This is a genomic window from Lysobacter sp. Root690 (assembly GCF_001427785.1).
GTDB lineage: Bacteria > Pseudomonadota > Gammaproteobacteria > Xanthomonadales > Xanthomonadaceae > Lysobacter.
This window is the reverse complement of the sequence record NZ_LMHM01000018.1, coordinates 64,541-88,926: the sequence shown is the minus strand read 5'-3', so window position 1 is coordinate 88,926 and position 24,386 is coordinate 64,541. Positions and strand designations below refer to the sequence as shown.

Genomic DNA, 24,386 nt, shown 5'->3' with positions numbered 1-24,386 from the left:
AACACGCGCATGCTTTGGTTGGGTCTGAGCCTGGGAATCGCCGCGTGGTGCCTGTTGAGCCTGGGGCTGGAAAAGCACCATCGGCAGGTGTTCGCCAACGCCTTCGACGCCTCGCGCGCGCGCGTGTTGCGCGCCGCCGGATGGCTGCTGTTGGCGGTGGATTTCGGCTTGTTCGTGTACGGCTGGGGCTGGGCGCAGGGGCCGATCTTCTGGACCGCCGCGCTGATTATTTCGGCGTTGGCGTGGAGTCTGCTGATGACGATGTTGCCGCGTGCGAGCACGAAGATCGCAGCGATCGCGCTGCTCAGCGCCGTGGTACTGATTCCGTTCTGGGCCGGTTGAAACGCTGACCGCAGCGCCGACGCGACCGTCGTCCGCGCCTCAAGCGATCCAGCGCTTCAATTTCTCGACATAGACACCGTCGTCGTCTTGAACCGGCGCGCGAGTCAGCAGTTCCTGTCTGAGCTGCGCCGGCAGCGAATCGGCCTCGATGCTGTCGAGCAAGCCGCGTATCTCCAACGACCAGCCGGCGCGCAAGGCTTCGCTGTGCGCGGCGTCGTGGCCGGACCACTGCCAGCCTTTGTCGTTGTAGGCGGCGATCGATCCGAGCAGGGCGAGCAGCCGCTTCATCGCCATCGACGATGCGGCCGGTTCGCTCATCCGGTCGCGTCGCTCACCTGATCGCGGTCTGCGCCGGCACCGCCAGCAATTGCGGCCAGCGCTTGAGCACCGACGCGCGAATCGACGCCGCGTCCAGTCCCGCTTCGGCCAGCAGCTGTTCGCGGCTGGCGTGGTGCTGGAATTCGTCGGGTAGGCCCAGGTGCAACACCGGCAGCACGATGCCTTCGGCGGCCAGCAATTCGGCCACGCCGCTGCCGGCGCCGCCGGCGACGACGTTGTCTTCGAGGGTGACGAAGCCTTCGTGGCTCTTGGCCAACTCGAGAATCAGCGAACGATCCAACGGTTTGACGAAGCGCATGTTGACGACGGTCAGCCCGAGTTCGGCGGCGACGGCTTCGGCCGCGGGCACGATCGCGCCGAACGCGAGCAGGGCGATGCGCGAGCCTTGGCGGCGCAGTTCGGCCTTGCCGATCGGCAAGGTGTCCAGGCCGGGCTGGATCGCGGTGCCGGGGCCGGTGCCGCGTGGATAACGCACCGCGGCCGGGCCTTCGTAACGATGGCCGGTGCTGAGCATCTTGCGGCATTCGTCTTCGTCGGCCGGCGCCATCACCACCATGTTCGGCACGCAGCGCAGGTAGGACAGATCGAGATTGCCGGCATGGGTCGCGCCGTCCGGGCCGACCACGCCGCCGCGATCGATCGCGAACAGCACGTCGAGGTTCTGGATCGCGACGTCGTGCACGAGTTGGTCGTAGCCGCGTTGCAGGAAGGTCGAGTAGATCGCAACGACGGGTTTGGCGCCTTCGCAGGCCATGCCGGCCGCGAGCGTCACCGCGTGCTGCTCGGCGATGGCGACGTCGAAATAGCGTTGCGGGTATTCCTTGCTGAAACGCACCAGGCCCGAGCCTTCGCGCATCGCAGGCGTGATGCCCATCAGGCGCTCGTCGGCGGCGGCCATGTCGCAAAGCCACTCGCTGAAGATGTCGGTGTAACTCGGCTTCTTCGCGCCGGGCTTGCTGATCAGGCCCTTTTCGGGATCGAACGGGCCGACCGCGTGATAGCCGATCTGGTCGCCCTCGGCGAGTTCGTAGCCTTTGCCCTTGGTGGTGATGATGTGCAGCAGCTGCGGGCCCTTGAGGCCCTTGAGCGTCTTCATCGCGCCAAGCAGAGCGGGCAGGTCGTGGCCGTCGATCGGGCCGGTGTAATGGAAGCCGACTTCCTCGAAGAACGTGGACGGCACGAACATGCCCTTCCAGTGTTCTTCCCAGCGGCGCACGAACTTGGCCGCTGGCTTGCGCTTGTCGCCGAGCAGTTTCTTGCCGCCTTCGCGGATCGCGTTGAGCGTGCGGCTGCCGGTGAGGCGGCCGAGCATCTTGGTGACGCCGCCGACGTTTTCGGAGATCGACATCTGGTTGTCGTTGAGGATCACCAGCAGGTTCGGTTCCGGATCGGTCATGCCGCCGGCGTGGGCGAGCGCTTCGAACGCCATGCCGGCGGTCATCGCGCCGTCGCCGATCACCGCCACGATCTTGCGCTCGTCGTTCTTGCGCTGCGCGGCGATCGCCATGCCGAGCGCGGCCGAGATCGAGGTCGAGCTGTGGCCGACGCCGAAGGTGTCGTATTGCGATTCGTCGCGCTTCGGAAACGGCGCGACGCCGCCTTGTTGCTTGACGGTGTGGATCTCGTCGCGGCGGCCGGTCAGGATCTTGTGCGGGTAGCACTGGTGGCCGACGTCCCAGACCAGACGATCGACCGGAGTCTCGTACAGCCAGTGCAGGGCGACGGTGAGTTCGATCACGCCCAGGCCGGCGCCGAAGTGGCCGCCGACCAGCGCGACCTGTTCGATCAAATAGGCACGCAGCTCCTCGGCGATGGCCGGCAGTTCCTCTTCAGGAAAGCGGCGCAGATCGGCGGGGACCTGGATGCGGGAAAGACGCGGGTAGCGCTGCGAATCGATCATTCCGACCATCTGGCTTTCTGCTAGTCGGGCATTGTCCCGCCCCCGCGTGAGGCGAGCAAGAAGTGTGACGGTTTGATGTTCAGGCCCAATCGAAGCCGCCAGAGTCGGTCTGCGTCGACTGGCACCGCAGTCCGGACCGACAAGCCGCTCGATTCAGCGGCGTTCGTGGATATATCGCGGCGTTGCCGGACGTTGTCCGGACCGCGCCTGCGAGGGGCCGCGACGGTTCGTCGCAGCCGCCTCAGCGACCGCGCAGGCGTCCGAACAGGCCGCCGGACTTGGCCGGTTCGGCCGGGGTCGGATCGCCCTCGGCCTCGGCGAAGCCGGTGGCGAGGTTGGCGTTGATGAAATCGGCGACTTCGGCCTCGGTCACGCCGCTGGCCTCGGCGATCTCGGTCACCGTCGCCGGCGCTTTCATCATCACCGTGGCGATGCGGAAGTGCTTGGGGTATTCGCGTTCGGTCTGCGGCCACTTGGTCATGCGGTAGCGGCGCTGCGGGTCGTAGCCCGGGGCGAGGCGGCCGTGGCCGGCCAGCAGGTTGCCGAACCACACAAGCCGGGTCAGCGGCATCGCCGCGCCGAGCTGGACGGCGGCGGCGTCCCACTGCGCGGCCGGCAGCAGTTCGAATTCGGACGGGGCGAAGCCGCGGTCGAACAAGCCGGCCAGCGGCTTGAGCGCGGCCGGGCCGTGGTATTTGCGCTGATCGGCATCGATCAGCAGGCGTTCTTCGCCGCTGCCCACGCGCAGCAGGCCGCGCAGGCGGCCGGCGACCAACCAGTCGAGCAGGCCATCGCCGCGCGCGGTGATGCTGGGGACGGCCGGGTTGGCGGCGGCGGGCGCCGCGGCCACGGGCGCGGCAGCGGGGGTGATCGGCGTCGGCGCGGGTGCGGCAGGCGCCGCGGCGACTGGAGCGGGCGCAACCGGTGCAGGCGCAGCAGGCGTGGGTGCGGCGGGAGCCGGAACGACCGCCGCGGGAGGCGGTGCGGCCACCGGCGCCGGCGCGGCTTGCTGTGCGGCCGCCTTGGCCTGGGCCAGGTCGGTTTCGAGCAGGTCCACCACCACGTCGGGCAGCGCCGCGGTCGGATCGGTGCGCGGCTGCTTGGGAATCTCGACCGCGGTCGGCGCCGCGGCGGGCGCGGGCTTGGCGATCGCGTGGCCGCTGAGGGTCGCGATCTCGCCGAGCAGGGTCGACATCGAGTCGGCACTGAACGGATGCGCCAACAGATAGTCGGCCTGGGTGCGCTGCGCGGCGGTCAGCGCGATCACCGACTTGCCCGATGCGTGCAGGCGCAGCCAGCTCATCGGGCCGTACATGCTGTCCATGTCGACCACGACGAAATCGGCCTGTTGCTCGGGCACGAGATTCCAGTGACCGCCGAGTTGTGCGTTGGCGACCTTGAAGGCCGTCTGCAAAGCAGACTCCGTCGCCGGGTCCATGCCGGTCAGACCGAGGGTCAAAGGCATCTTGATTACATCCGTAAGTCGATGGCGACGAGTGTCCGGGACGACTGGATTGTCGTCAACGCGCGCTTGACGTCGCATATGCGCACTGATTGGCACATTCGGTGCGGCTATTTTGTGAATACTGCGACGCGCTTCACGACTTCAGCCGTTGAGGCGGGCTTTCTTCGGCAGCTGGTTTTTCAAGAACGCCATCTGATCGGCCAGGATGTTCCTGTTCGACAGGATCAGATGCTCGACCCAACTGGGCCGGTACGGCACCGCCAGCAGCGGCATGCTCGCCTGCTGCGGAGTGCGGTTGCCCTTGCGCGAATTGCAGGCGAAGCAGGCGGCGACCACGTTCTCCCACAGGTCGCGGCCGCCCTTGGACACCGGCACGACGTGGTCGCGGGTCAGGTGCGGGCGGTGGAAGTCGTGACCGCAGTACATGCACAGATGGCCGTCGCGCGCGAACAGCGCGGCGTTGGTCAGGGTCGGCGTGGGATCGAGCGCGCCGGGACGCGCATGGCCGCGCGCGGCGACGATGGGATGCAGTTCGAGCACGCTGCGCTCGCCGGTGAATCGGTTGATGCCGCCATGCACTTCCAGGCAGGGTTCGCCGAGGGTCCAGGCGACCGCGCCGCGTGCGTACAGGCAGCTGGCTTCCTGCCAGTTCATCCAGTCCAGCACCCGCCCATGCGCGTCGAGCGACAGCAGTCGCACCGAGTTGAGTCGTTCCAGGGCGTTGCGCGGTACCGCGCGCGGACCGAGCCAGGGCGAATAAGGATCGGGGACACCCGAGGCATCCGGCTCACGCTGAAGCATTTCAGCGTGGGTTCCGGTTCGGACCAGGCGGATCTTCGCTCTATCGGTCTCCATCGGGGACCCAGCTTATACCCTCTCGATTACATTTTGTGTAGACGGGGCGACCTGTTGTCGACCGACCGGCGGCACACGGGCGGGCTCGGTGGGCGATCGTGCTTGCTCACTCTGGACGATGAGCTGTGCTTGTCGGTGGTCGCCTGATCGAAGCTTGCGCCGGGGCTTGCGGGTTCGCGGTCGCAGCTTGCGCAGTTCCTACAGCGGGAGGTGCGGCTGTCGCGGTGATCTGGGCGAGATGCAGCAGCGTCGAGCCTGAGAGCCTCTGCACGAGACCTCAGGCGTCGACGCTTCCGCGCCGGGCGAACTCAGTCGCCGAAGCCTTCGGCCGACAGGTTCATCAACGGCGCGGTGCCGCTGTCGATCGCGGCCTTGTGCGCCTGGGTGCGCGGCAGGATGCGGCTGAAGTAGAAACGCGCGGTCTCGCGCTTGCTGTCCTTGAAGCCCTGCGACTGCTTGGAGGCTTCGGCCGCGGCGACGCTGCGCGCCCACCAGTAGGCCAGCGACACGTAGCCCGAGTAGAACAGGTAGTCGTACGCCGCCGCGCCGACTTCGTCGGCATTGGCCGCGGCGCGCTTGCCGATGCTCATGGTCAGCTGCATCCATTCGGCCGCGATCTTGCGCAGCGGCGCGACGAATTCGGCGACCGCGGCGTTGCCTTCGTTTTCGGCGCAGAACGCTTCGATCTTCGCCAGCATCACCTGCAGGCCCGCGCCCTGCAGCTGCATGACCTTGCGGCCGAGCAGGTCGAGCGCCTGGATGCCGGTGGTGCCTTCATACAAGGTGGTGATGCGCGCGTCGCGGGCGAGCTGCTCGATGCCGTGCTCGGCGATGTAGCCGTGGCCGCCGAAGCATTGCAGCGCGTGATAGGTGCATTCCACGCCCCACTCGGTGAGGCAGGCCTTGACGATCGGGGTCATGAAACCGATCAGCGCATCGGCCTCGGCGCGTTCCTTTTCGTCCGGCGCGGCGTGGGCGATGTCGACCTGCAGCGCGGCGTCGTAACCCATCGCGCGACCGCCTTCGACCAGCGCCTTGCAGGTCAGCAGCATGCGGCGCACGTCGGGGTGGACGATGATCGGATCGGCCGGCAGTTCCGGGAACTTGGTGCCCGACAGCGAACGCATCTGCAGACGGTCGCGCGAATAGCGCAGCGCGTTCTGCAACGCGCGGTCGGACAGGCCGAGGCCCTGCAGACCGACCGCGAGACGCGCGGTATTCATCATCGTAAACATGGCCATCAGGCCCTTGTTCGGCTGGCCGATCAGATAGCCCTGCGCGCCGTCGAAATTCATCACGCAGGTGGCCGAGCCGTGGATGCCCATCTTGTGTTCGAGACTGCCGCAACGCACCGCGTTGGCCTCGCCGACGCTGCCGTCGCGCGCGACCTTGATCTTCGGCACGATGAACAAGGAAATGCCCTTGCTGCCGGTCGGTGCGTCGGGCAGGCGCGCGAGCACCAGGTGGATGATGTTGTCGGTGAGGTCGTGCTCGCCGGCGGTGATGAAGATCTTGGTGCCGGTGATCGAATAGGAACCGTCGGCCTGCGGTTCGGCCTTGGTCTTGAGCAGGCCCAGGTCGGTGCCGCAATGCGGTTCGGTGAGGCACATGGTGCCGGTCCAGCGGCCTTCGACCAGCGGCTTGAGGAACACGTCCTGCTGCCATTCCTCGCCGTGGTGCAGCAGCGCTTCGGTCGCGCCGTGCGACAGCAGCGGGAAGTTGCCCCAGGCCAGGTTGGCCGCGTCGATCATTTCCTTGAGCGGCACGCCGGCCGCGTGCGGCAGGCCCTGGCCGCCGAACTTCACTTCGGCGGTGAGACCCGACCAGCCGCCTTCGACGAACTGGGTGTAGGCCTGCTTGAAGCCCGGCGGCGTGGTGACCGCGCCGGTGGCCTTGTCGTGGCTGCAACCGATCTGGTCGCCGATGCTGTTGAGCGGGGCGAGCACGGTTTCGTTGAAGCGCGCGCCTTCTTCGAGCACGGCATCGAGCGTGTCGCGGGTCGCGTCGGCGTAACCCAGGCGCTCGAACTGCGCTTCGGCGCCGAGCAGGTCGAACAGCACGAAACGCATGTCGGTTAGGGGGGCTTTGTAGGTGCTCATGAGGGCTCGGGAATGGGGAATAGGGAATTGGGAATCGGAAAAGCGAAAGCCGGCGGTCGAGGGTGGAAGAGGGGAGATGGGACGTCGGCTTTTGCTTTTCCGATTCCCGACTCCCCATTCCCGATTCCCGGCATTACCTCATCACCCCGGGCAACCCGGGCGCCGGGCTCAGCGCGCTGCTGCGCTCGATCGTGAAGGTGCGCTGCTTGCCTTCGTCGGGGGTGGCGAAGATGTCGCCCTTGAGGCTGTAGTTGAGGCTGCGGCCGCCGGACAGGGCGTCGGCGATGGCGAGCTTGGCCGCGCCGCTCGGGGTCAGTTCGACCTTGATCACGTCGGCCGATTCCGGGCCGATCGACAGGCCCGGCTGGGCCTGCAACTGGCCGGCGGCGTCCTCGCCGAGCTTGAGCTGCAGATCGAAGCGGTCGAAGCGCATCGGGATGCTGCTGAAGTTCTCGATCCGCACTTCCACCGCCCAACTGCCGTTGGCGCGCACGGTCAGCTGCTGAATGCGCGCGGCCGGCTCGGAGACGCGGCGCACCGGCCCGGTGCCGCAACTGGCCAGCAACGCCACCATCATCGTCAGACCGACTAACCGCACCCAGGCCCCTGCTTTCATGCCGCTGCTCCGTCGCTATCGCCAGATTGGCAGGCGAGGATACTACGGCGCATGGTGGGGCCGGCAGGGCCGGGATCGGCGGTTTGCGGCGGGTGAAGCAAATCCCCCCTGGCCCCCCTTTTTTTAAAGGGGGGAAGTCTTCGGTTTGATTCGCAGCGATCTGGGGTGCCGCGCGTTAACCGGTGCCCACTTTGGAAAAGGGGGGCAAGCGCCCGGCGCAAACGGCTATCAGGTCATCGCACAGCGCGGGGGATTCGCTTCACCCCGCAACTCGCCAACCCGACTCAATCCAACAACCGCTTGCGCAACGCATATCGCACCAACTCCACGGTATTGCGCACCCCCAGCTTGTCCAGCACCCGCGCCCGATGGTTCTCCGCGGTCTTCACGCTGATGCTGAGCTGACGCGCGATTTCCTTGGTGGTCAGCCCCTCGGCGATCAGATGGAACACCTCGCGTTCGCGCGCGGTCAGGCGGCCGTAGGGATCGCCCAGGTCGCGTTCGGGATGACGCAGTTGCTCGGCCAGCGCACGCGCCGCCTGCGGGCCGAAATAGCCCTTGCCGGCATGCACGCTGTGGACCGCGGCGAGCAGTTCGGCGGCCGGGCTGTCCTTGACCATGTAGCCGGTCGCGCCGGCCCGCACCGCCTGCAGGATGTACTCGTCCTCCTGGTGCATGGTCAGCACCAGCACGCGCGTGTCGGGCAGGGTTTCGTACAGACGGCGGATCACTTCCAGCCCGCTCAAGCGCGGCATCGACAGGTCGGTGACGACCACGTCCGGACGCGTGGCCTCGGCCTGCCTGAGCGTGTCCAGGCCGTCGGCGGCCTGGGCGACGACGTCGATGCCGCCGCCGCGCAGCAACTGGACCAGGCTTTCGCGGACCATGGTGTGGTCGTCGGCGATCAGAACGCGTACGGGCGGAGACTGCATCGTCGCAGGGTGGGCAGGGGCGCGGCGGGCGTCAAGCGCGAGCGTCGGCGCGGAGATCGGCGATGTGTCGATCAAGTGCATTTCATGTGTAATCCAGCGGCACCTGCGCACTCACCCGCAGGCCCGCGCCGGGCGCGCCGAGCAAATGCAGGCGACCGCCGTACAGGCGCAGGCGTTCGCGCATGCCGCCCAGGCCGGTGCCGCCGCTGCCGAGCGCGAGCGTCGGATCGCAACCGCGGCCGTCGTCTTCGATTTCCAGCGACAGCGCCGCGCCCTGGCGTTGCAGACGCACCTGCACGTGGCTCGCGGCGGCGTGCTTGGCGGCGTTCGTCAGCGCTTCCTGAGTGACCCGGAACAGCAGGGTCTGCAGTTCGCCGTCGAGTTCGGGCAGGGCGTCGATCTGCAGATCGACCCGCGCGCCGCTGGCCTGGCCCTGGCTGCGCACCAGCCAGCGCAATGCGGCTTCCAGGCCGAGGTCGTCGAGGATCGGCGGCCGCAGCAGACGCGACAGTTCGCGCGTGTCCTCCAGGGTGTCGCCGCACAGCGCCAGCGCGGCGGCGACGGTGTCGCGCAAGCCGGCCGGCTGCGCGGGCAAGGCCGCGTCGAGTTCGTGCAGGCGATGCTTGAGCACGGTGAGGTTCTGACCGACCCCGTCGTGCAGCTCGCGCGCGATCCGGCGACGTTCGTCTTCTTGCACTTTCCACACCGCGCGACCGAGCCGGCGGAACTCCCGCTCGTTGCGTTCCAGCCGCTCGAGCAGTTGCTGGTACAGCTCGCGCAGTTCGGCGGCGTCGTTCATGGGCGCGGTGTCGCGGCGGGTGCGGCTTGCGGCGATGCGTGGGTCGGGGTTTGCGCCAATGCCGCGCGATCCGCGCCGGCGCGCAAGGCCGGCGGCAATTGGTCGCGCAGGCGTTGCCGCGCGGTCGATGCATCGCTCTCGGCCGTGGCCGCTAGCGTGGTGTCGCCGGCCGCGCGCGCGGCGCTGGCGGCCAGCGTGTGCAGCGCGAACGCTTCGAGATTGTCGCCGCGGCGCAGCGCGGGTTGGACCTCGCGATACAGGCGCAGCGCGGCGCTCGAATCATTCCGAGCGAGCGCTTCGCGCATGCGCGCCTGGGTCCATTGCAGGCGCAGGCCGGCATGGCCGAGCGCGGCGATCTGCGCGTCCACGGCGGCGGGCAAGCGACCATCGCCGACCGACTGCAACGCCACCTGCAATTGCAGCAGACGCACGCCCGAGGCCTGCGCGTCGCGCTGCGCTTCGGCCAACGCGCGCCGCGCGCCGTCGCGATCGTTCGCGCGCCGCGCCAGTTCGGCCTGCAACAAGGCGGCGATGCCGCGTTGCTCAGACGAGGCCGCGGCGATCTGCGCGGTCAGTTCGGCCAGACTCTTGCGCGCCTGATCGTCTGCGTCGGCGCGCGACAGCGCCTGCGTGCGCAGCAGGCCGACATCGACCTGGCCGCGCGCATCGCTGCGCTGGCGGAACAAGGCATCGGCCTGCGCGGCCTGCTCCAGCGCCGCGCCGAGATGGCCCTGCATCAATTCCAATTCGGCCAGATTGCGCCGGCTTACCGCGGCCTCTTCCATCATCTGCTTAGCCAACGCGTCGCGCAGCGAGGTCTGCAGGCGTTCGCGCGCCAGCGGCCATTGCCCGCGCGCGGCGGCGAGCTGGCCGAGATTTTGCGACGTGCGAATACGCCCGGTCTCGTCGTCGAGCTTGGCGTAGGCGGCCTGCGATTGCTGCAGATAGGCTTCGGCGTCGTCGTAGGCGCCGAGCTGGTAATGGGCGAAGCCGATGTCGTTGAGCGCCTGCGCGGTGCCGCCGGCATCGCCTGCCTGCTGCCAGGCCGACAGCGCGCGACGGAACGCGGCCAATGCGCCGGGGTAGTCGCCGCGTTCTTCGGCGAGCAGGCCGAGTTCGTTCTCGACCGCGGCCAGACCGTGGCGATCGTCGAGCGCGGCGTGCAGTTCGCGCGCTTGCTGCAGGCTGCGTTGGGCTTCGTCGAACTGGCCGGTCAGCACCAGCACGTTGCCGAGATTGCGCAGGCTGGTCGCGAGCCCGCGCCGATTGCCGACCGCGCGACGCAGTTCCACCGCCTGCCGGTACTGCGCCTGGGCGTGATCGTTCTGGCCCAGTCGCGCGTAGCCGATGCCGAGCGCGTTGACGGTTTCGCCTTCGCCGTAGCGATTGCCGCTGCGCTTGTACAGCACCAGCGCGCGCACCAGATAGTCGTCGACCGCCTGCTGCGCCTGGCCGTGCAGGATCGAGAACTTACCCCGTTCGAACCACGCGCGCGGGTCGTCGGGATCGCGCTCGCTGAGCGTGCGCGCCTGCGCGATCGCCGCGGGCGGATCGCCGCCGGCGCCGAGCGCGCGGGTCAGGCCGAGCGCGGCGTAGGTGTCGTCGGGCGTCGTGCGCAGACGCTGGCGCCAGTAGTTCGTCGCCGCTTCGGCGTCGCCGTCGAGTTGCGCGCGTTGCGCCGATACGTAGGCGCGCATCGGTTCGTTGCCCTGGCCCGGGCGGTCGCTGTTTTCCAGCGCGGCATAGGCGGCGTCGAGATCGCCGGCGGCCTGATTCGCATCGGCCAGGGCCAGCCAGGCCGAAACGAAGTTCGGTGCTTGCGCGGTGGCTTCGGTGAAACCGGCGACGGCCGCAGCGATATCGCTGTTCTGGCGAGCGAGCAAACCCGCGCCGTACGCCCGCAAGGCCGCATCGGACGAAGGCAGCGGTAACGGCGGCGGAGAGGCTTGCACGCCGGGCAGATCGGTCAGGCGCTGCGAGGCGATCAGTTCATTGAAAGCGCGCAACGCGCTCGTGCCATCACCGGTCGCGACGATGCGCGGCGCGGCGGCGCCCTCGTGCAACCGTGCCTGCATTCGCCACTTATCCTCGTGCCGGCTCAGTTGCAGCGAGACGATGCGGTCGGCGCGCGCGATCCGGGCCAGATCGGCGGCGCTCGGCGGCGCGGCGCCGCTGGGATCGAGCTGGCGGATCGCCTGCTGGCTGCGCTCGTCGTCGACCACGGCCAGGCCGGGCAGGGTGGCGAGCGCTTCGCGCAGCAGGGCGGTGAACGCGCGCGACTCTTCGGCGCCGATCGCGCCGGCCGGCGCCTGCAACGGCGACACCACGATCCGATGCAACGCCGCCGCCACTGGCGCGGCGGAGACCGACGCCGGCGCTGCGGGCGATGGCGCTGGCGAGCGCCACAGCCACGCGCCCACGCTTAACGCGGCAAGCAACGCAGCGCTCACCGCGCCGATCCAGAACGTCTTGCCTGGCCGCCAATCGCGCGCCACGTGGCGGGTATCGATCGCCTGCATCACCGCCTGCGCGCTTTGCAAGCGATGCGCGGGTTGCGAACGCAGCAGGCGGTCGACTAGTCGCACCAGCCACACCGGCGTGTCGGCGCGCAGGCGGCTGACCGGCGGCGGCGTGCGCAGCATGCGCTGGGCCAGGATTTCGCTGATCGTGCCGCCGTCGAACGGCGTCTTGCCGGTCAGCATTTCGTGCAGGATCAGGCCGAGCGCGTACAAGTCGCTGCGCCCGTCGCTCGGTTCGCCGCGCGCCTGTTCGGGCGAGAGGTAATCGGGCGTGCCGACGATCGTGCCGGTCTGGGTCAGGCCGCTGCCGGCGAGCGAACGGGCCACGCCGAAATCGCTGATGTAGGCGTCGCCGGCGCGGTCGATCAATATGTTCGCGGGTTTGAGATCGCGATGGATCACGCCGCGCGCATGCGCCGCGGCCAGGCCTTCGGCGATCTGCCGCGCGATCGCGATCGCATCGTCGATCGGCAAGGCGCCGTCGCGATCCAGGCGCTTGTCCAGCGCCTCACCGTCGATCAGGTCCATGCCGATCAGCCATTGCTGTTCGTGCCGGATCAAGTCGTGGATGCGCACCACCCGCGGGCTCGACACTTGGCGCGCGGTCAGCAGTTCCTGACGGAAGCGTTCGAACGCGTCGCCGCGCGCGGCCAGTTCCGGCCGCAGCAGTTTCAACGCCACCTCGACATCGAGCGCGGTGTCGCGGGCGCGGTAGACCACGCCCATGCCGCCGACGCCGAGCAGCGCTTCGATGCGGAAGCGGCCGGCCAGCATCGCGCCCGGCTTGAGGCTGTGCTGGGTGTAGATGCCGGTCGCGGTCGGTTCGCTCACGGCGTGGTGACCTGCGCGTCGACGATCCGGCCCCAGCGTTGCGCCGACCCGGCCGGGTCCGGCGCCAGCGCATCGAACGCGCGCTGCGCGAGCAGCCACAGCGCGGCGCTGTCGGCGAAGGCGCACAGCAGTTCCAGGTCGAATTCGCTGATCGCCTCGCCGGCGCCGCGGCGATCGGCGTAGACCGCGCCGAGCACGCGGCCGGCGTGCAGCAGCGGCAGGCAGACCAGACTCTTGAGGCCGCCGGCGAGGACCGAGGCGCGTCGCGCCAGCCACAGTTCGTCGGCGATCCAATTGACCACGATCGGCCGGCGTTCGGCCAGGCAGCGCTGGACCGCGCCGACGCTGCCGGAAAACGCGCGCTGCTGCAGCGCGTCGCGATCGAGCATCAGGCTGGCGCGCACGATGAAGTCGCCGTCCTGCGCCAGCAGCAGGAAACCGCGGCTGCAGCCGGCCAGTTCGACCACCCCACGCAGGATGTCGTCGGCGAGGCTGGCGCCGGGATCGCGGCGCTCGGGTTCGGCGTTTGCGGGTAGGGCATCGCCGGACGTGGGCGCAACGGTAGGGGCGGCACGCGGTTCGGCCGCCGCGATCGCGGTCGCGCCGATGCCGAGCCGCTCGACCTCGATCCGGCGCGTCCACGCCGCCGACAGGTCGCGCTGCGCGCGCTGGCGTTGTTGTTGATCGTGCGCGGACACTTCGTCGACCGCCGAGAATTCGCACAGCACATCGCCGAAGCGCAGCCAGCATTCGCCCTGGTCGAGGCGGGCGCGGCTGATCTCCAGGCCGTCGACGTGCGAACCGTTCTTGCTGCCCAGGTCGAGCAACTGCCAGCCGTTTTCGTCGTGCAGCAATTCGGCGTGGCTGCGCGACACGGTCGGGTGATCGATGCGCAGCCCGCAGTCGCTGTCGCGGCCGATCTGCACGCGCGAGCCGTCGGCGATCCATCGGCTGATGGCGGCGGCTTCGGGCGGGTAAGCGATCAGGCGAGCCGGCATGGCCGCATCTTAGCGCGCGGCCATGACGTCCCGCGTCGGATCACCGTCGTGTTTCGGACAGCCGCGGCAACGCCGGCGTTACGGGCCGTAGTCGCGCAGGAAGGCGATGCTGAAGCGTAGGGTCGCGGCACCGGCGGCGAGTTCGCCGGCGTGGTTGTGGTGGGTGCGGGTCGCGCGCCAGGTGTCGGCGATGTAGCTGCCGGCGCGGGTCTGCGCGCGGCCGCGGACGTCGTCGGTCGCGGCCAGGGCGGCGGCGTAGTCGGCCACCGCCAAGGCGCTTTCGACATCGTCGAGCAGGTCGTCGAAGCCGGCGCGCTCGGCCAGCGGCAGCAGGTCGACCCGGTTGCGCAGGCGCGCGATCTTGTTGGCGATGACCGTGCCGGTCGGACGCAGGTCGGCCAGGATCAGGAACTGCGAGAACCCGCCGTAAGTGCCGCGCGCGCGCACGCTGCCGGCGGCGATTTCGTCGGTGATGTCGCGGAACGCGCCGCCGACCGGCGCCTTGAACAGGCGCAGCCGGCTGCCGGCGGTGTAGGGCAGCAGGTGGGTGTGCACTTCGACCCGGCCGGTGCCGTTGAAGCGCAGGCCGCCGTAGCGCGGCGGTTCGATCGTGACCATCACCGGCAGCGACGACTGCAGGGTGGTCAGGTCGAAGTCGGGCAGGCGCGCGAGCAGGTCGGCGTCGCTGAGGCTGACCGCGCGCGCGCTGATCCCCAGGCTGTAGGCGCTCAGCCCGCTGGCGTCCTCGAAATCCAGCAGGACCTCGGCCAAGGGAGAACCCGGCAGGCCGGGCAGGGTGATGCTCGCCTCGGCGTGGTTGCCGCTGACGCTGACGCTGATCGGCAGGGTCTGCGCCTGCGCGCTGGCGGCGAACAGCCACAGGGCGGTGAGTGTCCAGGCGAGCCAGGCGGCGCCCCGGCGCGGGGCCGGCGACAGCGCGAACGTGTGTCTCATGGTCCTTACCCCCTGTTGCGTACCGGATGCGTATCAGGTTTCCGCGCCGGTGTGACTGCCAAGCCCGGTGTTTGTCGGATTCCGGGTTCCCCGTCGCAGCGATGTTGCGGTACCGGTCCGGGTTTGCACAGCCTACTGCGGGTTTCCCGGCCGGTCTGTAGGGGTTTTTCCCTATGCCGGCTGAGCGGTCTTCCGGATGTCGCCGCAACCGCCATGCGCGCCAAGGTGAGCCACCCCAGCCGTGGGGGCCTACCAGGGAGTTTCGCCGAACATGCAACTCAGCCGCCGCACCCTCATCAAATTCTCCGCTCTGGCCGTCGGCATGATGGCCAGCGGCATGAGCTTTGCCGAAGCCCGCCTCGGCGCCGCGCTGGAAACCGCGCTGAGCACCGCCCAGGCCGCCAAGCCGCTGGAAGTGATCGTCTCCTACAACCAGAACGGCCCGCTGCGCGCGAGCCAGCTGCAGGCGCTCAAGCTGCTCGGCATCGGCACCGGCGTGAGCATGCGCGCGCTGCCGATCGCCGGCGCCCTGGCCACCCCGGCGCAGATCCGCGCCCTGGCCCAGCGCGGCGACGTGCTGTCGATCCATCTCAACAAGCCGCTGACCTATTACAACCAGGAAGCGCGCGAGCTGTCGGGCGTCAACCGCGTCCAGGCCAATCCGGGCGACTTCGGCCGCACCACGCCGTTCACCGGCAAGGGCGTGGCGGTGATGATCAACGACTCGGGCATCGACGCCACCCACGCCGATCTCAAGTACGGCCAGCGCGTGGTCCAGAACGTGCAGGCGCTGACCAATCTGCATTCGGTCGTCGACTTCCTGCCGGTGACGGTGCTGGAAAACCAGCTCAATACTGATATCAGCTCCGGTCACGGCACCCACTGCGCCGGCACCGTCGGCGGCAGCGGCGCGCAGTCCGCCGGGCTGTACCGCGGCGTCGCCACCGGCGCGGATCTGGTCGGTTACGGCTCGGGCGCGGTGATCTCGATCCTCGACGCGGTCGGCGGTTTCGACTACGCGATTTCGCACAAGAACAGCTTCGCCTCGCCGATCAAGGTGATCTCCAATTCCTGGGGTTCCTCTGGCACCTTCGATCCGACCGATCCGGTCAGCCTGGCGACGTACGAGGCCTACAAGAACGGCATCGTCAGCGTGTTCGCCGCCGGCAACGACGGCCCCGGCGCCAATACTCACAATCCTTATGCGCAGGCGCCGTGGGTGATCTCGGTCGGCGCCGGCAACAAGGACGGCACCCTGGCCGACTTCTCCTCGCGCGGCAATCCGGGCGAGACCGGCAGCTTCACCATGCCCGACGGCCAGCGCTGGACCTACGTCAACGAACCGACCCTGGTCGCGACCGGCGTCGACATCGTTTCGACCCGCGCCCTGACCGGCGCCCTGCCGCTGCTGGCGATCCAGCAGGACGCCTCGCTCGGCGCGCGGCTGCCGTTCTACACCCACATGAGCGGCACCTCGATGGCGACCCCGCACGTGGCCGGCATCGTCGCGCTGCTGTTAGAGGCCAAGCCTTCGCTCAAGCCGCTGGAGGTCAAGCAGATCCTCAGCCAGACCGCCAATCCGATGGCGGGCCGGCAGCGTTTCGAAGTCGGCAGCGGCCACGTTGACGCCTACGAGGCGGTCGGGGTGGCGAACGCCTACTGATCCATCCGAGTTCGGATCGGCCGCTCTCGTCGTGCCGGTCCGCACCCGTCCGCGGCTTCGCGTGCCCGATGCCGCGGGCGTCTCTCTCCGAACGCGGCAACTGTTGTCATGAACGGGTATCCGGGTGGGTGCGGATACCCGTTTTTTTTGCTTGCGAAGTGGGGCTGAGTCGCGCGATGCCGCGTTGATTTCGTCGCGAATGGCCGCGGTCGCTTGGCTTTGTCGGTCGGATCAGCGCTGTGTGGGAGACGTGGCGTCGCGACGCAGGAGCACGACGCGGAGCGAGGCAACGCGGCGACGGGCGTGCGAGGTCGCTAGTGAGCAACGGGAGCTGCATTCCGGCGATGGCGGCGAGTGCGAATGCCGGATCGCGATTGCGGCGGCGGATTGCATCGGCGCGTGCAGGTTTGCGGACGTGCACGCGCAGGTGCGTGCAAAGCGTCGACAGTCGACAACGGTAAACGCGAATGTCGGTATCGCCCGACGGGCCAATCGGTTATCGGGGCAGATACGGACCCCGCCGGAGGCGTTCGCGTCGATGCGCGCGCCGCGACGGCGAAGCCGTATGGCCCGGCGATCAGGTGGCTGCGCGAAACCAACAGGAGTGGTCGGGAAGGGGGGATGATCCGCCGCCAAGTCGATAAGCCGACCCAGCCGATGTTTAGCGCAGCGATCGGTCGGCGAACGCTTTCACCATGGCCATGGCCATGGCCGTGGCCGTGGCCGTGGCCGGGCGTTCAACCCTGGCCGAAGTTGTACGGTGCGTGCGGCTGGCAAGCCCCGCGCCTGGAATCGCTCAGCGCGTGATTGCGCCAGCGCGAGGATCGCCTGTTCCGATGTTGAACCGCGCCGCCGCTGACGGCGATACCTCGTCGCGACGCAAAGCGCCCGAATTGCCCGGTATCGATGACGCGCGCTGCGACAGCGCCGCGATCAGCGCGTCATGCTCGTGCGGGTGCGCAGCTGTGCGCGAAGCGGTCGGAGTGCGAGCGGCGAGGCCATGAGCGGTGGCGGAGCCCGCAGATGTAAAAGCCGCGTGCGGCGCAGGAACGACAGCACCCGAAACGGACGCGGGCACGGCGGAGACGCCCGAAGCAAAAACGGGCGAAGCGAACACTGGCGAAGCGAGCACGTGCGAATCAGGCAGGTGCGAATCAGCCAGGTGCGAATCAGAAAGGGGAAAAACAGAAGGATGTGAAGCAGAAGGAGCCGCTGCTCGGGCCAACAGCGCCAGCGCCGAGACAGCGGCCAGTACGAGGAGGTAGCGGGGCAGCGCGCGGACCGAATCCTGGACCCAGATCGCTGCCTTCATGCACGCGCCCCGCATCGTCCCAGCGAGACAAACCGACCGGCCATCCTGGCCGTCGGCGCAAGTTCCTTTTTGCCGTGCATACCGCTACTCCAACCTCTGCAATCAGTAACCCCGGCTCCGCTGGCTCACCTGCTCAAGGGTGACGGCCTGTTCTCCATTGCTGAGCGGCATCCGTGTCATCGCATCGACCGTGCTGCCGGGGCCCGCATAGATTGAGCCGCGCGCCCTGCGAAAGCAGTAGGCCGACGGCGCGGCGGGGTGTAGGAATTTTCTGACCCCGGTCATGGGCGTGGGTGCGGCTAAACAATCCGACCAGTCGATGCGCCCTGGCGCGGCGCGCGGCGCTGCAACCGCGTCGCGGCGTGGCGGCGTTAATCGGGATCGTTGCGGAATGCGCCGGGCCTGTACTCGGCGCACTCGGGCAGCGCGATGCCCGGATCGCTGCGAACCGCGAAACCCGACCCTCAGGGCTTCGCGTCTTCCGGCATCGTCCCGGCCGCGCGCATGTCCTGCTGCGCCTGCTTGATCGCCTTGACGTCGAGCGGAAGGATCCGGCTGATGAAGCACGGCATCTTGATCGACTGCCGGCCGAGCACCAGGACCTTGTCGAAGCGCTGATGCACGCGTCCCATCTGATTGCTGACCGTGATCGCCTGGGCGAAGTCCAGGTCCGGGCAGCCGCCGTTGAGTTCGAGCAGATAGGCCTGGTTGGGCTTGGTCCACAGCGCGAGCGCGCTGTCGCCCAGCGGCGTCCAGCCGTTGATGCTTCCGAAGTACTGGAAGCTGTCGACCGGCGCGCCGGCGTGCGCGCGGTACAGCGCCAGCCGCTGGTCGTCGTCCATCTTGGGGCCGGTCGCGCAGCCGGCCAGCGCGAGCGCGGCGAGCACGGCCGAAAGCAGCGCGGGAGTCAGCGAAATAAGCCGTTTCATGATCGATCTCCGGGCGGCGCGGCCGCCGTTGCGGGCGTTCTCCGGCATGATGCGCCCGCCCGCGAAAGGCGGCGTCGATGCGGCCGAGGATCGTTCAGCGCGCATGAGGCTTGCCATCCCCGCCTGCCGTCCGTATCATGCCGCCTCTCTCACGGGTTGCCGTGAAATGGCCGGGTAGCTCAGTTGGTAGAGCAGGGGATTGAAAATCCCCGTGTCGGGGGTTCAATTCCCTCCCCGGCCACCATTTTTGAAACAAGGGCTTGGCAGCGATGCCAGGCCCTTTGTTTTTGCTTCGGGCCGACTCGTGCCCGAATCGGATCGCGCGATTCCTTCGTCGCGTCATCCGTCATCCGTCATCCGTCAGCCGACGGCTCTGCGGGCAACGTCGATCCGCATCGTTGCGGACTGCGCAACCCCGCTTGCATATCGCGCATGCTGGATCGACCGAACAGGCAAAGTGTCGCGCCCGTGTCCCGGAATCGTTTTTGATCGGTATCGCGCGTATCGATGGCAAATGCCTGGGGCCGATGCGGGACGACTCCCGCGCGCTGCCGTAATCCATCCAATCCCCGCCCGCGGAGTTAAGCCACGACCCGCCCGCATCAGGCTTGACAGCCCCGGACACGGACATTACGTTCCCAGTCCCCATCACCGCTGATTGGCGGGCCCAGAGGGATACCATGTCTGAGAGTGTAGCCACCCGCTAATCCTTCGCTGCGCGAAGGTGGGTAACGCGTCGAGTCTTACGCCGTTCGCGCCATGCGAATGGGCGTCGTCGCGTTCGTTTCGGCTACAACCGACATGCGATATGAAAATTTCCCAGCGACAGCCGCGCACATTGCGCGCGCGAGCCATGGGTGGAGCGTCGCTCCATCGAACCAACGAAACCCGGCGCCTGGCCGCCGATACGATCCAGCAAGCCGTCGACGTGGCGGGTTGCCGCGTTCCAGCAGGTGCGGCGCAGCGCTCGCCGGCGGCACGCAGGCATTGCCGCGGACGTTTCTGCCGATCCGAAGACAGCCGGCCGCGCAGCGACATCCCGATGATCAACCGTCGTCTGTTTCCGCCCGACCTCAAACCGAAGCCGGTGCGTTCTCATCCTCCCGCTCATCGTCATGGCGAGGTGAAGTCATGCTGAGCCTGTTGATGTTTGCCCGAACGCCTTGTCTCTCAAAACCATGCGCCATGGAGGAGCTTATGCAGATCGCGATCGAACAACCACGGCATCACGCTCAAGTCTTCGAGGTCACGCGCGCTGCGTTCGCCGGCGACGACGAGGCGCACTTGGTCGAGCGCCTGCGCGCGGACGGTCTGGTGCGGCTGTCGCTGGTCGCGGTCGAAGACGGCGAGGTCGTCGGCCACGTGCTGTTCACCGATTTGGCGGTGACGGTCGACGCACGTGCGTTACGCGCGCTGTGTCTGGCGCCGGTGTCGGTGCGGCCGGATTACCAGAACTCCGGCGTGGGTTCGATGTTGATCCGCGAAGGCCTGCGGCAGTCGACGCAGGCCGGTTTCGAAGCGGTGGTCGTGCTCGGGCATCCGGCCTATTACCCGCGTTTCGGTTTCAGCCCGAAGCTCGCTGAAAAACTGGTCGCGCCGTTCTCGGGCGATGCGTTCATGGCGATCGAACTGGTCGACGGCGCGCTGCAAGGCCAGGCGGGGACGGTCGTGTATCCCGAGGCGTTCGGGATCGTAGACGGTCATTGAGCCGATGCGGAAACACAAAGCCCGGCGATACGCCGGGCTTTTTTCTGCATGCATGTTCGATACAAGCAAGCCGACGGCTCAGGGCTGCGGATTGGTTCCGCAGTTGACCGTGCGGATGGTGAAGTAGCGGGTGTGCGTGCCCCAGTCGAACGGTTCGCCGCAGGAGCCGTACGACCAGCCGCCCACTACTTCGGAGTGCTCGGCGTCGGAGTAATACGTGTAGGTCTGACTCTGACCCGGACCCGCGGGCGGAATCGCCGCGGCGGTCAGCGAAACGACCAGGCCCGCGGCGAGCAGCGACAGCTTGGTCCTGAGCGATGTGGGCGTCTTGAACATCCGATTCAACATGTGACCCTCCTTCGTGGCGTTGCCGGGAATTCCGGACTTCTCCGGAGTACCGGTGATACACCAATCGCGAGGATCGCCGCGGGCCTGGGTCGCAGATTTCCGATCGCGAAGCGTGACCGCGGTCGGAGCGAGGCGATCAGGCTTCGGGCACGTAGCCGGCAGGCTTGTCGGCGCCGCCGCCGAACAGGAATTTTTCCATTTCTTCCTGCAGGAAGGCGCGGTGCTTGGGGTCCAGCGGCGACAGACGGTTTTCGTTGATCAACATGGTCTGGTGCGCCAGCCATTTGGCCCAGGCGGGTTTGCCGATCTCGGCGAATACGCGCTTGCCCAGTTCGCCGGGCCAGGGCACGAAATCCAGGCCCTCGGTCTCGCGTTGTTCGTACTGGCAGAAAACGCTGCGGCTCATGGGATGGTCCTGGTTGGAGAAAGAGAGCCGCTCGCGCGGCGAGGGCGGCAAGGTTTGCGAGTGGAAATCAATTCGCCGCTTCGATCAGTTTGCGGATCGGCGCGGGGATGCCGAGCGCGGCGAGTTCGGCGCGGGTGTACCAGCGCAGGTCGTCATTGTCGCCGACCGCGCCGCGCAAGGCGACCCGACGCCAGCGTCGCGGCTGCAATTCCAGTTTGTAGTGACTGAACGCATGCGCGATCGGCGGCAAGGTTTCGCCGGCGTCGAACTCGCTGCCGGCCGTGTGGGCAGCGAACCAGTGCGCGGCCTGCGCTTCGTCGTCGGCCTGCGGTAGGGTCCACAACGAGGCCCAGATGCCGACCGGCGGACGCCGCTGCAGCAGCACGCGATCGTCCGCGTCGAGCAGCCACAGCACTTGCGCATACCGTTGCGGCGCGACCTTGCCGGGCTTGGGTGTCGGCAATTCGGCGACGCGGCCTTCGATGCGCGCGACGCACTCGTGTTGCAGCGGGCACAGGATGCACGCGGGATCGGTGCGCGTGCACAAGGTCGCGCCCAGATCCATCTGCGCCTGGGTGTAATCGACCATGCGCGCGTGCGGCAGATGCGATTCGGCCAACGCCCACAATTGCCGCTCGATCGCCGGCACGCCGGGATAACCGGCGATGCCGTGATAGCGACTGAGCACGCGCTTGACGTTGCCGTCGAGGATGGCGTGACGATCGCCCCAGGCCTGCGAGGCGATCGCCGCGGCGGTGCTGCGGCCGATGCCGGGCAGCGCGGTCAGCGCATCGAGATCGCGCGGCAGGTCGCCGCCGTGGTGTTCGACGCACAGCTTGGCCGCGGCGTGCAGATTGCGCGCGCGAGCGTAGTAACCCAGTCCCGACCACAGCCCGAGCACGGTATCCATCGGCGCGGCGGCGAGTGCGGGCAGGGTCGGCAATGCGGCGACGAAGCGTTCGAAGTAGGGCGCGGCGGTCTTGACCTGGGTCTGCTGCAGCATGATTTCCGACAGCCACACCCGATACGGCGAGCGCGGGTGTTGCCACGGCAGGTCGTGGCGGCCGCTGACCTCGAACCACGCCAGCAGTTTGCCGGCGAAGGCGTCGGTGTCGTCGGTGTTGCTTTTGGCGCTATGGCTGGGGGCTTTCATTGAATCGGATGTGGTGAACGGCTAAGGCGTCGGGCTCGGCGCCGGTGGCGGGTCGTCTTGTTCGATCTGAATCTCGACGCCTTCCAGACTGGCGCCGGAGACTTCGATCTTCGGCGTGCTCAGGGTTCCGCTCAGCGGGGGCAGCAGCGCGCCCTGCGCGCCCGCGTCGACCCATTGCAGCATCTGCGGCAGACGGAAGCGGCCGTCGAAACGGGTCTGGTCGCGGCTCAGTCGCAGCGCGGTGTCGCCGGAGAAATCGGCCGCGCCGCGGTAATCGAGTACGAACGGTAGCGGCGATTGCGATTGGCCGAGCGGCGGCGGCAGCGCCGGCCATGCTTCCGGCCATGCGGCCAAGCGGCCGTCGAGGTGTAGTTGCATCGTGTCGCCGAACGCGAAGCGCCCGGCTGCATCGAAGTTAGGTATCACCCCGGCGCCGCGCACGGCTGCGCCCAGTGGCGCCAGACTTACTTCGCCGTCGCGATAGCGCAGCGGAGCGAATAGTCCGAATGCAAACGGCAAGTCGGTGTCGCCTGCGAGGTAGCGTGCCTGCGCGGCCAGACGCATGCGGTCCAGGCCGAGGCCGTCGTCGCCGGCATGCAGCAACGCGCCCAGGCGGATGCGCATCGGCAGGTTCCAGTCCTTGGCGTCGACCGCGACCCGGCCGGCGAGGCCGAGGCCGCGCGCGGCGGCGGGACGTTGCAAGGTCGCGGCCAGATCGAACGGCACCTGCACGCCGCTGCTTTGCACGCGGCCTTGCAGACGTCCGCGCAAGGGCCGGTCGGGATGCAGTTCGGCGACGTCGATCGCGATGTCGTCGATCGACCAGCCCGCGCCGGCGACCCGGCCGCGCGTCACCCGCAAGCCATCGCTCAACGACGGCAGGCGCAGCGGCTCGCTCGACGGCGGACGCGTCGCCAGCCAGCGTTGCAGCGCTGCGATATCGAGTTGCGGCGCATCGAGTTCGACGCGTTCCACGTCCAGCGCCGCGCCGGCGGCGCGGATCGTGCTCCACGGCAGCGACAGGTACACGCGTTCGGCGCGCAGCAGCGGTGTGGCCGCGCCGGGTTCGCGCGCGACCAGATCGCGCACTTCCAGCATCGGCGTGCCGCGCAGGCGGTATTCGCTGGCGCCGCTGGCGGTGATCTCCAGTCCGAGCGCCTTGCCGGCCTGACCGAGCACGATCCAGCTGACCTGGCTGGGTCGCGACACCCAGCGCAGCGCGATCAGCGCGAGCAACAGCAGCGCCGCGACGATCAGCAGTTTCCTGCGCCAGCGTCGCGGCCGCGGCGGGCGAGGCGCGGGCGGCGCCGTCGTGTCCGCGGGCATCGCGCCTCAGCCGCCGAGCGCTTCGGGCAACAGTGCGTCGACGAAGGCTTCGGCGTCGAACACGCGCAGGTCTTCCGGACGTTCGCCGATGCCGGCGAAGCGGATCGGAATGCCGAACTCGCGCGCCAGCGCGAACACCACGCCGCCCTTGGCGGTGCCGTCGAGCTTGGTCACCACCAACCCGGTCACGCCGACCGCGGCATGGAACTGGCGCAGTTGCGACAAGGCGTTTTGCCCGGTGGTGCCGTCGATCACCATCAACACTTCGTGCGGCGCGGTCGGGTCGACCTTGCCGAGCACGCGGCGGATCTTGCCCAGTTCGGCCATCAGTCCGGTCTGTGTATGCAGGCGGCCGGCGGTGTCGGCGATCAGCACCTGGGTGCCGCGCGCCTTGGCCGCCTGCAGCGCGTCGAACGCAACCGATGCGGCGTCGGCGTTCTGGCCCTGGGCGATCACCGGCACGCCGTTGCGTTCGCCCCAGGCCTGCAACTGCGCGACCGCGGCGGCGCGGAAGGTGTCGCCGGCGGCGAGCATCAGCGGACGGCCTTCGTCGCGAAAGCGTTTGGCCAACTTGCCGATCGTGGTGGTCTTGCCGACACCGTTGACGCCGACGGTCAGCAGCACGAAGGGTTTGGCGTTGACGTCGATCACCAGCGGCTTGGCCACCGGTTGCAGCATCGCGATCAGGTCGGTGCGCAACGCCGCCAGCAACGCGTTGGCATCGGCGAACTCGCGCGACTTCATGCGCTTGCGCAGGTTCTCGATCAGCGCGGTGGTCGCGCCGACGCCGACGTCGGCGGTGATCAGCGCGGTCTCGATTTCGTCGAGCAGGTCGTCGTCCAGGCGCGGATTGCGCGAGAACAGGCCGCCGAAGCTGCGCGCGAACGCGCTGC

At 68.4% G+C, this 24,386-nt stretch carries 21 protein-coding genes, 1 tRNA gene and 1 pseudogene; 5 read left to right on the top strand and 18 right to left on the bottom strand.

From position 1 onward, the window contains the following. The first annotated feature begins 9 nt into the window (after positions 1-9). Complete coding sequence (locus tag ASD86_RS23565; protein ID WP_056116707.1) at positions 10-342, top strand: DUF3325 domain-containing protein; 333 nt, start codon at positions 10-12, stop codon at positions 340-342. A 39-nt stretch (positions 343-381) separates the two neighbouring features. On the opposite strand, the gene ASD86_RS23560 is transcribed toward ASD86_RS23565, so the two are convergent. The 11 genes from ASD86_RS23560 to ASD86_RS23510 all read right to left on the bottom strand — a co-directional run bounded on the left by ASD86_RS23560 (position 382) and on the right by ASD86_RS23510 (position 14,649). After that, positions 382-660 (bottom strand): hypothetical protein, encoded by a 279-nt coding sequence (locus tag ASD86_RS23560; RefSeq protein WP_056116705.1) that lies wholly within the window; start codon positions 658-660, stop codon positions 382-384. A gap of 13 nt (positions 661-673) precedes the next feature. Next, positions 674-2,581, bottom strand: coding sequence for a 1-deoxy-D-xylulose-5-phosphate synthase (dxs, locus tag ASD86_RS23555; RefSeq protein ID WP_056116703.1), 1,908 nt, complete (start codon positions 2,579-2,581; stop codon positions 674-676). Between the two features lie 241 nt (positions 2,582-2,822). Continuing rightward, entirely contained in the window at positions 2,823-4,046 is a 1,224-nt protein-coding gene (locus ASD86_RS27575; RefSeq protein WP_056116701.1) for a hypothetical protein, read from the bottom strand. Between the two features lie 141 nt (positions 4,047-4,187). Next, positions 4,188-4,700: an HNH endonuclease gene (locus tag ASD86_RS23545; RefSeq protein WP_343123614.1), complete on the bottom strand. Its 513-nt coding sequence runs from the start codon at positions 4,698-4,700 to the stop codon at positions 4,188-4,190. Between the two features lie 509 nt (positions 4,701-5,209). After that, positions 5,210-7,000 (bottom strand): acyl-CoA dehydrogenase C-terminal domain-containing protein, encoded by a 1,791-nt coding sequence (locus tag ASD86_RS23540; protein ID WP_056116700.1) that lies wholly within the window; start codon positions 6,998-7,000, stop codon positions 5,210-5,212. Positions 7,001-7,133: 133 nt separating this feature from the next. After that, positions 7,134-7,616 (bottom strand): LEA type 2 family protein, encoded by a 483-nt coding sequence (locus ASD86_RS23535; protein WP_056116698.1) that lies wholly within the window; start codon positions 7,614-7,616, stop codon positions 7,134-7,136. Positions 7,617-7,900: 284 nt separating this feature from the next. Continuing rightward, positions 7,901-8,548 (bottom strand): response regulator transcription factor, encoded by a 648-nt coding sequence (locus ASD86_RS23530; RefSeq protein WP_056117358.1) that lies wholly within the window; start codon positions 8,546-8,548, stop codon positions 7,901-7,903. Between the two features lie 82 nt (positions 8,549-8,630). After that, positions 8,631-9,347 carry a sensor histidine kinase gene (locus ASD86_RS23525; protein WP_056116696.1) on the bottom strand — a complete coding sequence of 239 codons (717 nt, stop codon included), beginning with the start codon at positions 9,345-9,347 and terminating at the stop codon, positions 8,631-8,633. Continuing rightward, the gene (locus tag ASD86_RS23520; protein WP_235567880.1) at positions 9,344-12,697 is read right to left on the bottom strand and encodes a serine/threonine-protein kinase; all 3,354 of its coding nucleotides are present in this window, start codon (positions 12,695-12,697) and stop codon (positions 9,344-9,346) included. Before ASD86_RS23520 ends, ASD86_RS23525 begins: the two co-directional genes overlap by 4 nt. Continuing rightward, positions 12,694-13,695: a GAF domain-containing protein gene (locus ASD86_RS23515; protein WP_056116694.1), complete on the bottom strand. Its 1,002-nt coding sequence runs from the start codon at positions 13,693-13,695 to the stop codon at positions 12,694-12,696. The genes ASD86_RS23520 and ASD86_RS23515 overlap by 4 nt, the downstream gene beginning before the upstream one ends. A gap of 78 nt (positions 13,696-13,773) precedes the next feature. Beyond that, a complete protein-coding gene (locus tag ASD86_RS23510) occupies positions 13,774-14,649 on the bottom strand; it encodes a DUF6689 family protein (protein ID WP_056116693.1) in 876 nt (291 codons plus the stop codon). Between the two features lie 271 nt (positions 14,650-14,920). Here ASD86_RS23510 and ASD86_RS23505 point away from each other — a divergent pair, with 271 nt between their 5' ends. After that, on the top strand, positions 14,921-16,312 hold the full coding sequence (locus ASD86_RS23505; protein ID WP_056116690.1) for a S8 family serine peptidase: 1,392 nt from the start codon (positions 14,921-14,923) through the stop codon (positions 16,310-16,312). 796 nt (positions 16,313-17,108) lie between these two features. Here the strand turns inward: ASD86_RS23505 and ASD86_RS27075 are convergent. Together ASD86_RS27075 and ASD86_RS23495 are read right to left on the bottom strand one after the other, a co-directional pair. Then, entirely contained in the window at positions 17,109-17,624 is a 516-nt protein-coding gene (locus ASD86_RS27075; RefSeq protein ID WP_157477070.1) for a hypothetical protein, read from the bottom strand. Positions 17,625-18,088: 464 nt separating this feature from the next. Next, positions 18,089-18,553 carry a DUF6491 family protein gene (locus ASD86_RS23495; RefSeq protein WP_056117352.1) on the bottom strand — a complete coding sequence of 155 codons (465 nt, stop codon included), beginning with the start codon at positions 18,551-18,553 and terminating at the stop codon, positions 18,089-18,091. A 168-nt stretch (positions 18,554-18,721) separates the two neighbouring features. Between ASD86_RS23495 and ASD86_RS23490 the strand changes: the two genes are divergently transcribed. From ASD86_RS23490 to ASD86_RS23485, 3 genes are all read left to right on the top strand, one after another. Beyond that, positions 18,722-18,797, top strand: a tRNA-Phe gene (locus ASD86_RS23490). Positions 18,798-19,361: 564 nt separating this feature from the next. Then, entirely contained in the window at positions 19,362-19,691 is a 330-nt protein-coding gene (locus tag ASD86_RS27070; RefSeq protein WP_157477069.1) for a hypothetical protein, read from the top strand. Between the two features lie 59 nt (positions 19,692-19,750). After that, positions 19,751-20,260 (top strand): N-acetyltransferase, encoded by a 510-nt coding sequence (locus ASD86_RS23485; RefSeq protein WP_056116687.1) that lies wholly within the window; start codon positions 19,751-19,753, stop codon positions 20,258-20,260. 78 nt (positions 20,261-20,338) lie between these two features. On the opposite strand, the gene ASD86_RS23480 is transcribed toward ASD86_RS23485, so the two are convergent. The 5 genes and pseudogenes from ASD86_RS23480 to ftsY all read right to left on the bottom strand — a co-directional run. After that, entirely contained in the window at positions 20,339-20,608 is a 270-nt protein-coding gene (locus tag ASD86_RS23480) for a DUF6289 family protein (RefSeq protein WP_056116684.1), read from the bottom strand. Positions 20,609-20,744: 136 nt separating this feature from the next. Then, a complete protein-coding gene (locus ASD86_RS23475; protein ID WP_056116682.1) occupies positions 20,745-21,014 on the bottom strand; it encodes an oxidative damage protection protein in 270 nt (89 codons plus the stop codon). 67 nt (positions 21,015-21,081) lie between these two features. Continuing rightward, complete coding sequence (gene mutY / locus ASD86_RS23470) at positions 21,082-22,167, bottom strand: A/G-specific adenine glycosylase (protein ID WP_056116680.1); 1,086 nt, start codon at positions 22,165-22,167, stop codon at positions 21,082-21,084. 21 nt (positions 22,168-22,188) lie between these two features. Beyond that, positions 22,189-23,493, bottom strand: coding sequence for a hypothetical protein (locus ASD86_RS23465; protein ID WP_056116678.1), 1,305 nt, complete (start codon positions 23,491-23,493; stop codon positions 22,189-22,191). A gap of 6 nt (positions 23,494-23,499) precedes the next feature. Further along, positions 23,500-24,386, bottom strand: a pseudogene (ftsY, locus tag ASD86_RS28065) (signal recognition particle-docking protein FtsY); the annotation flags it as partial.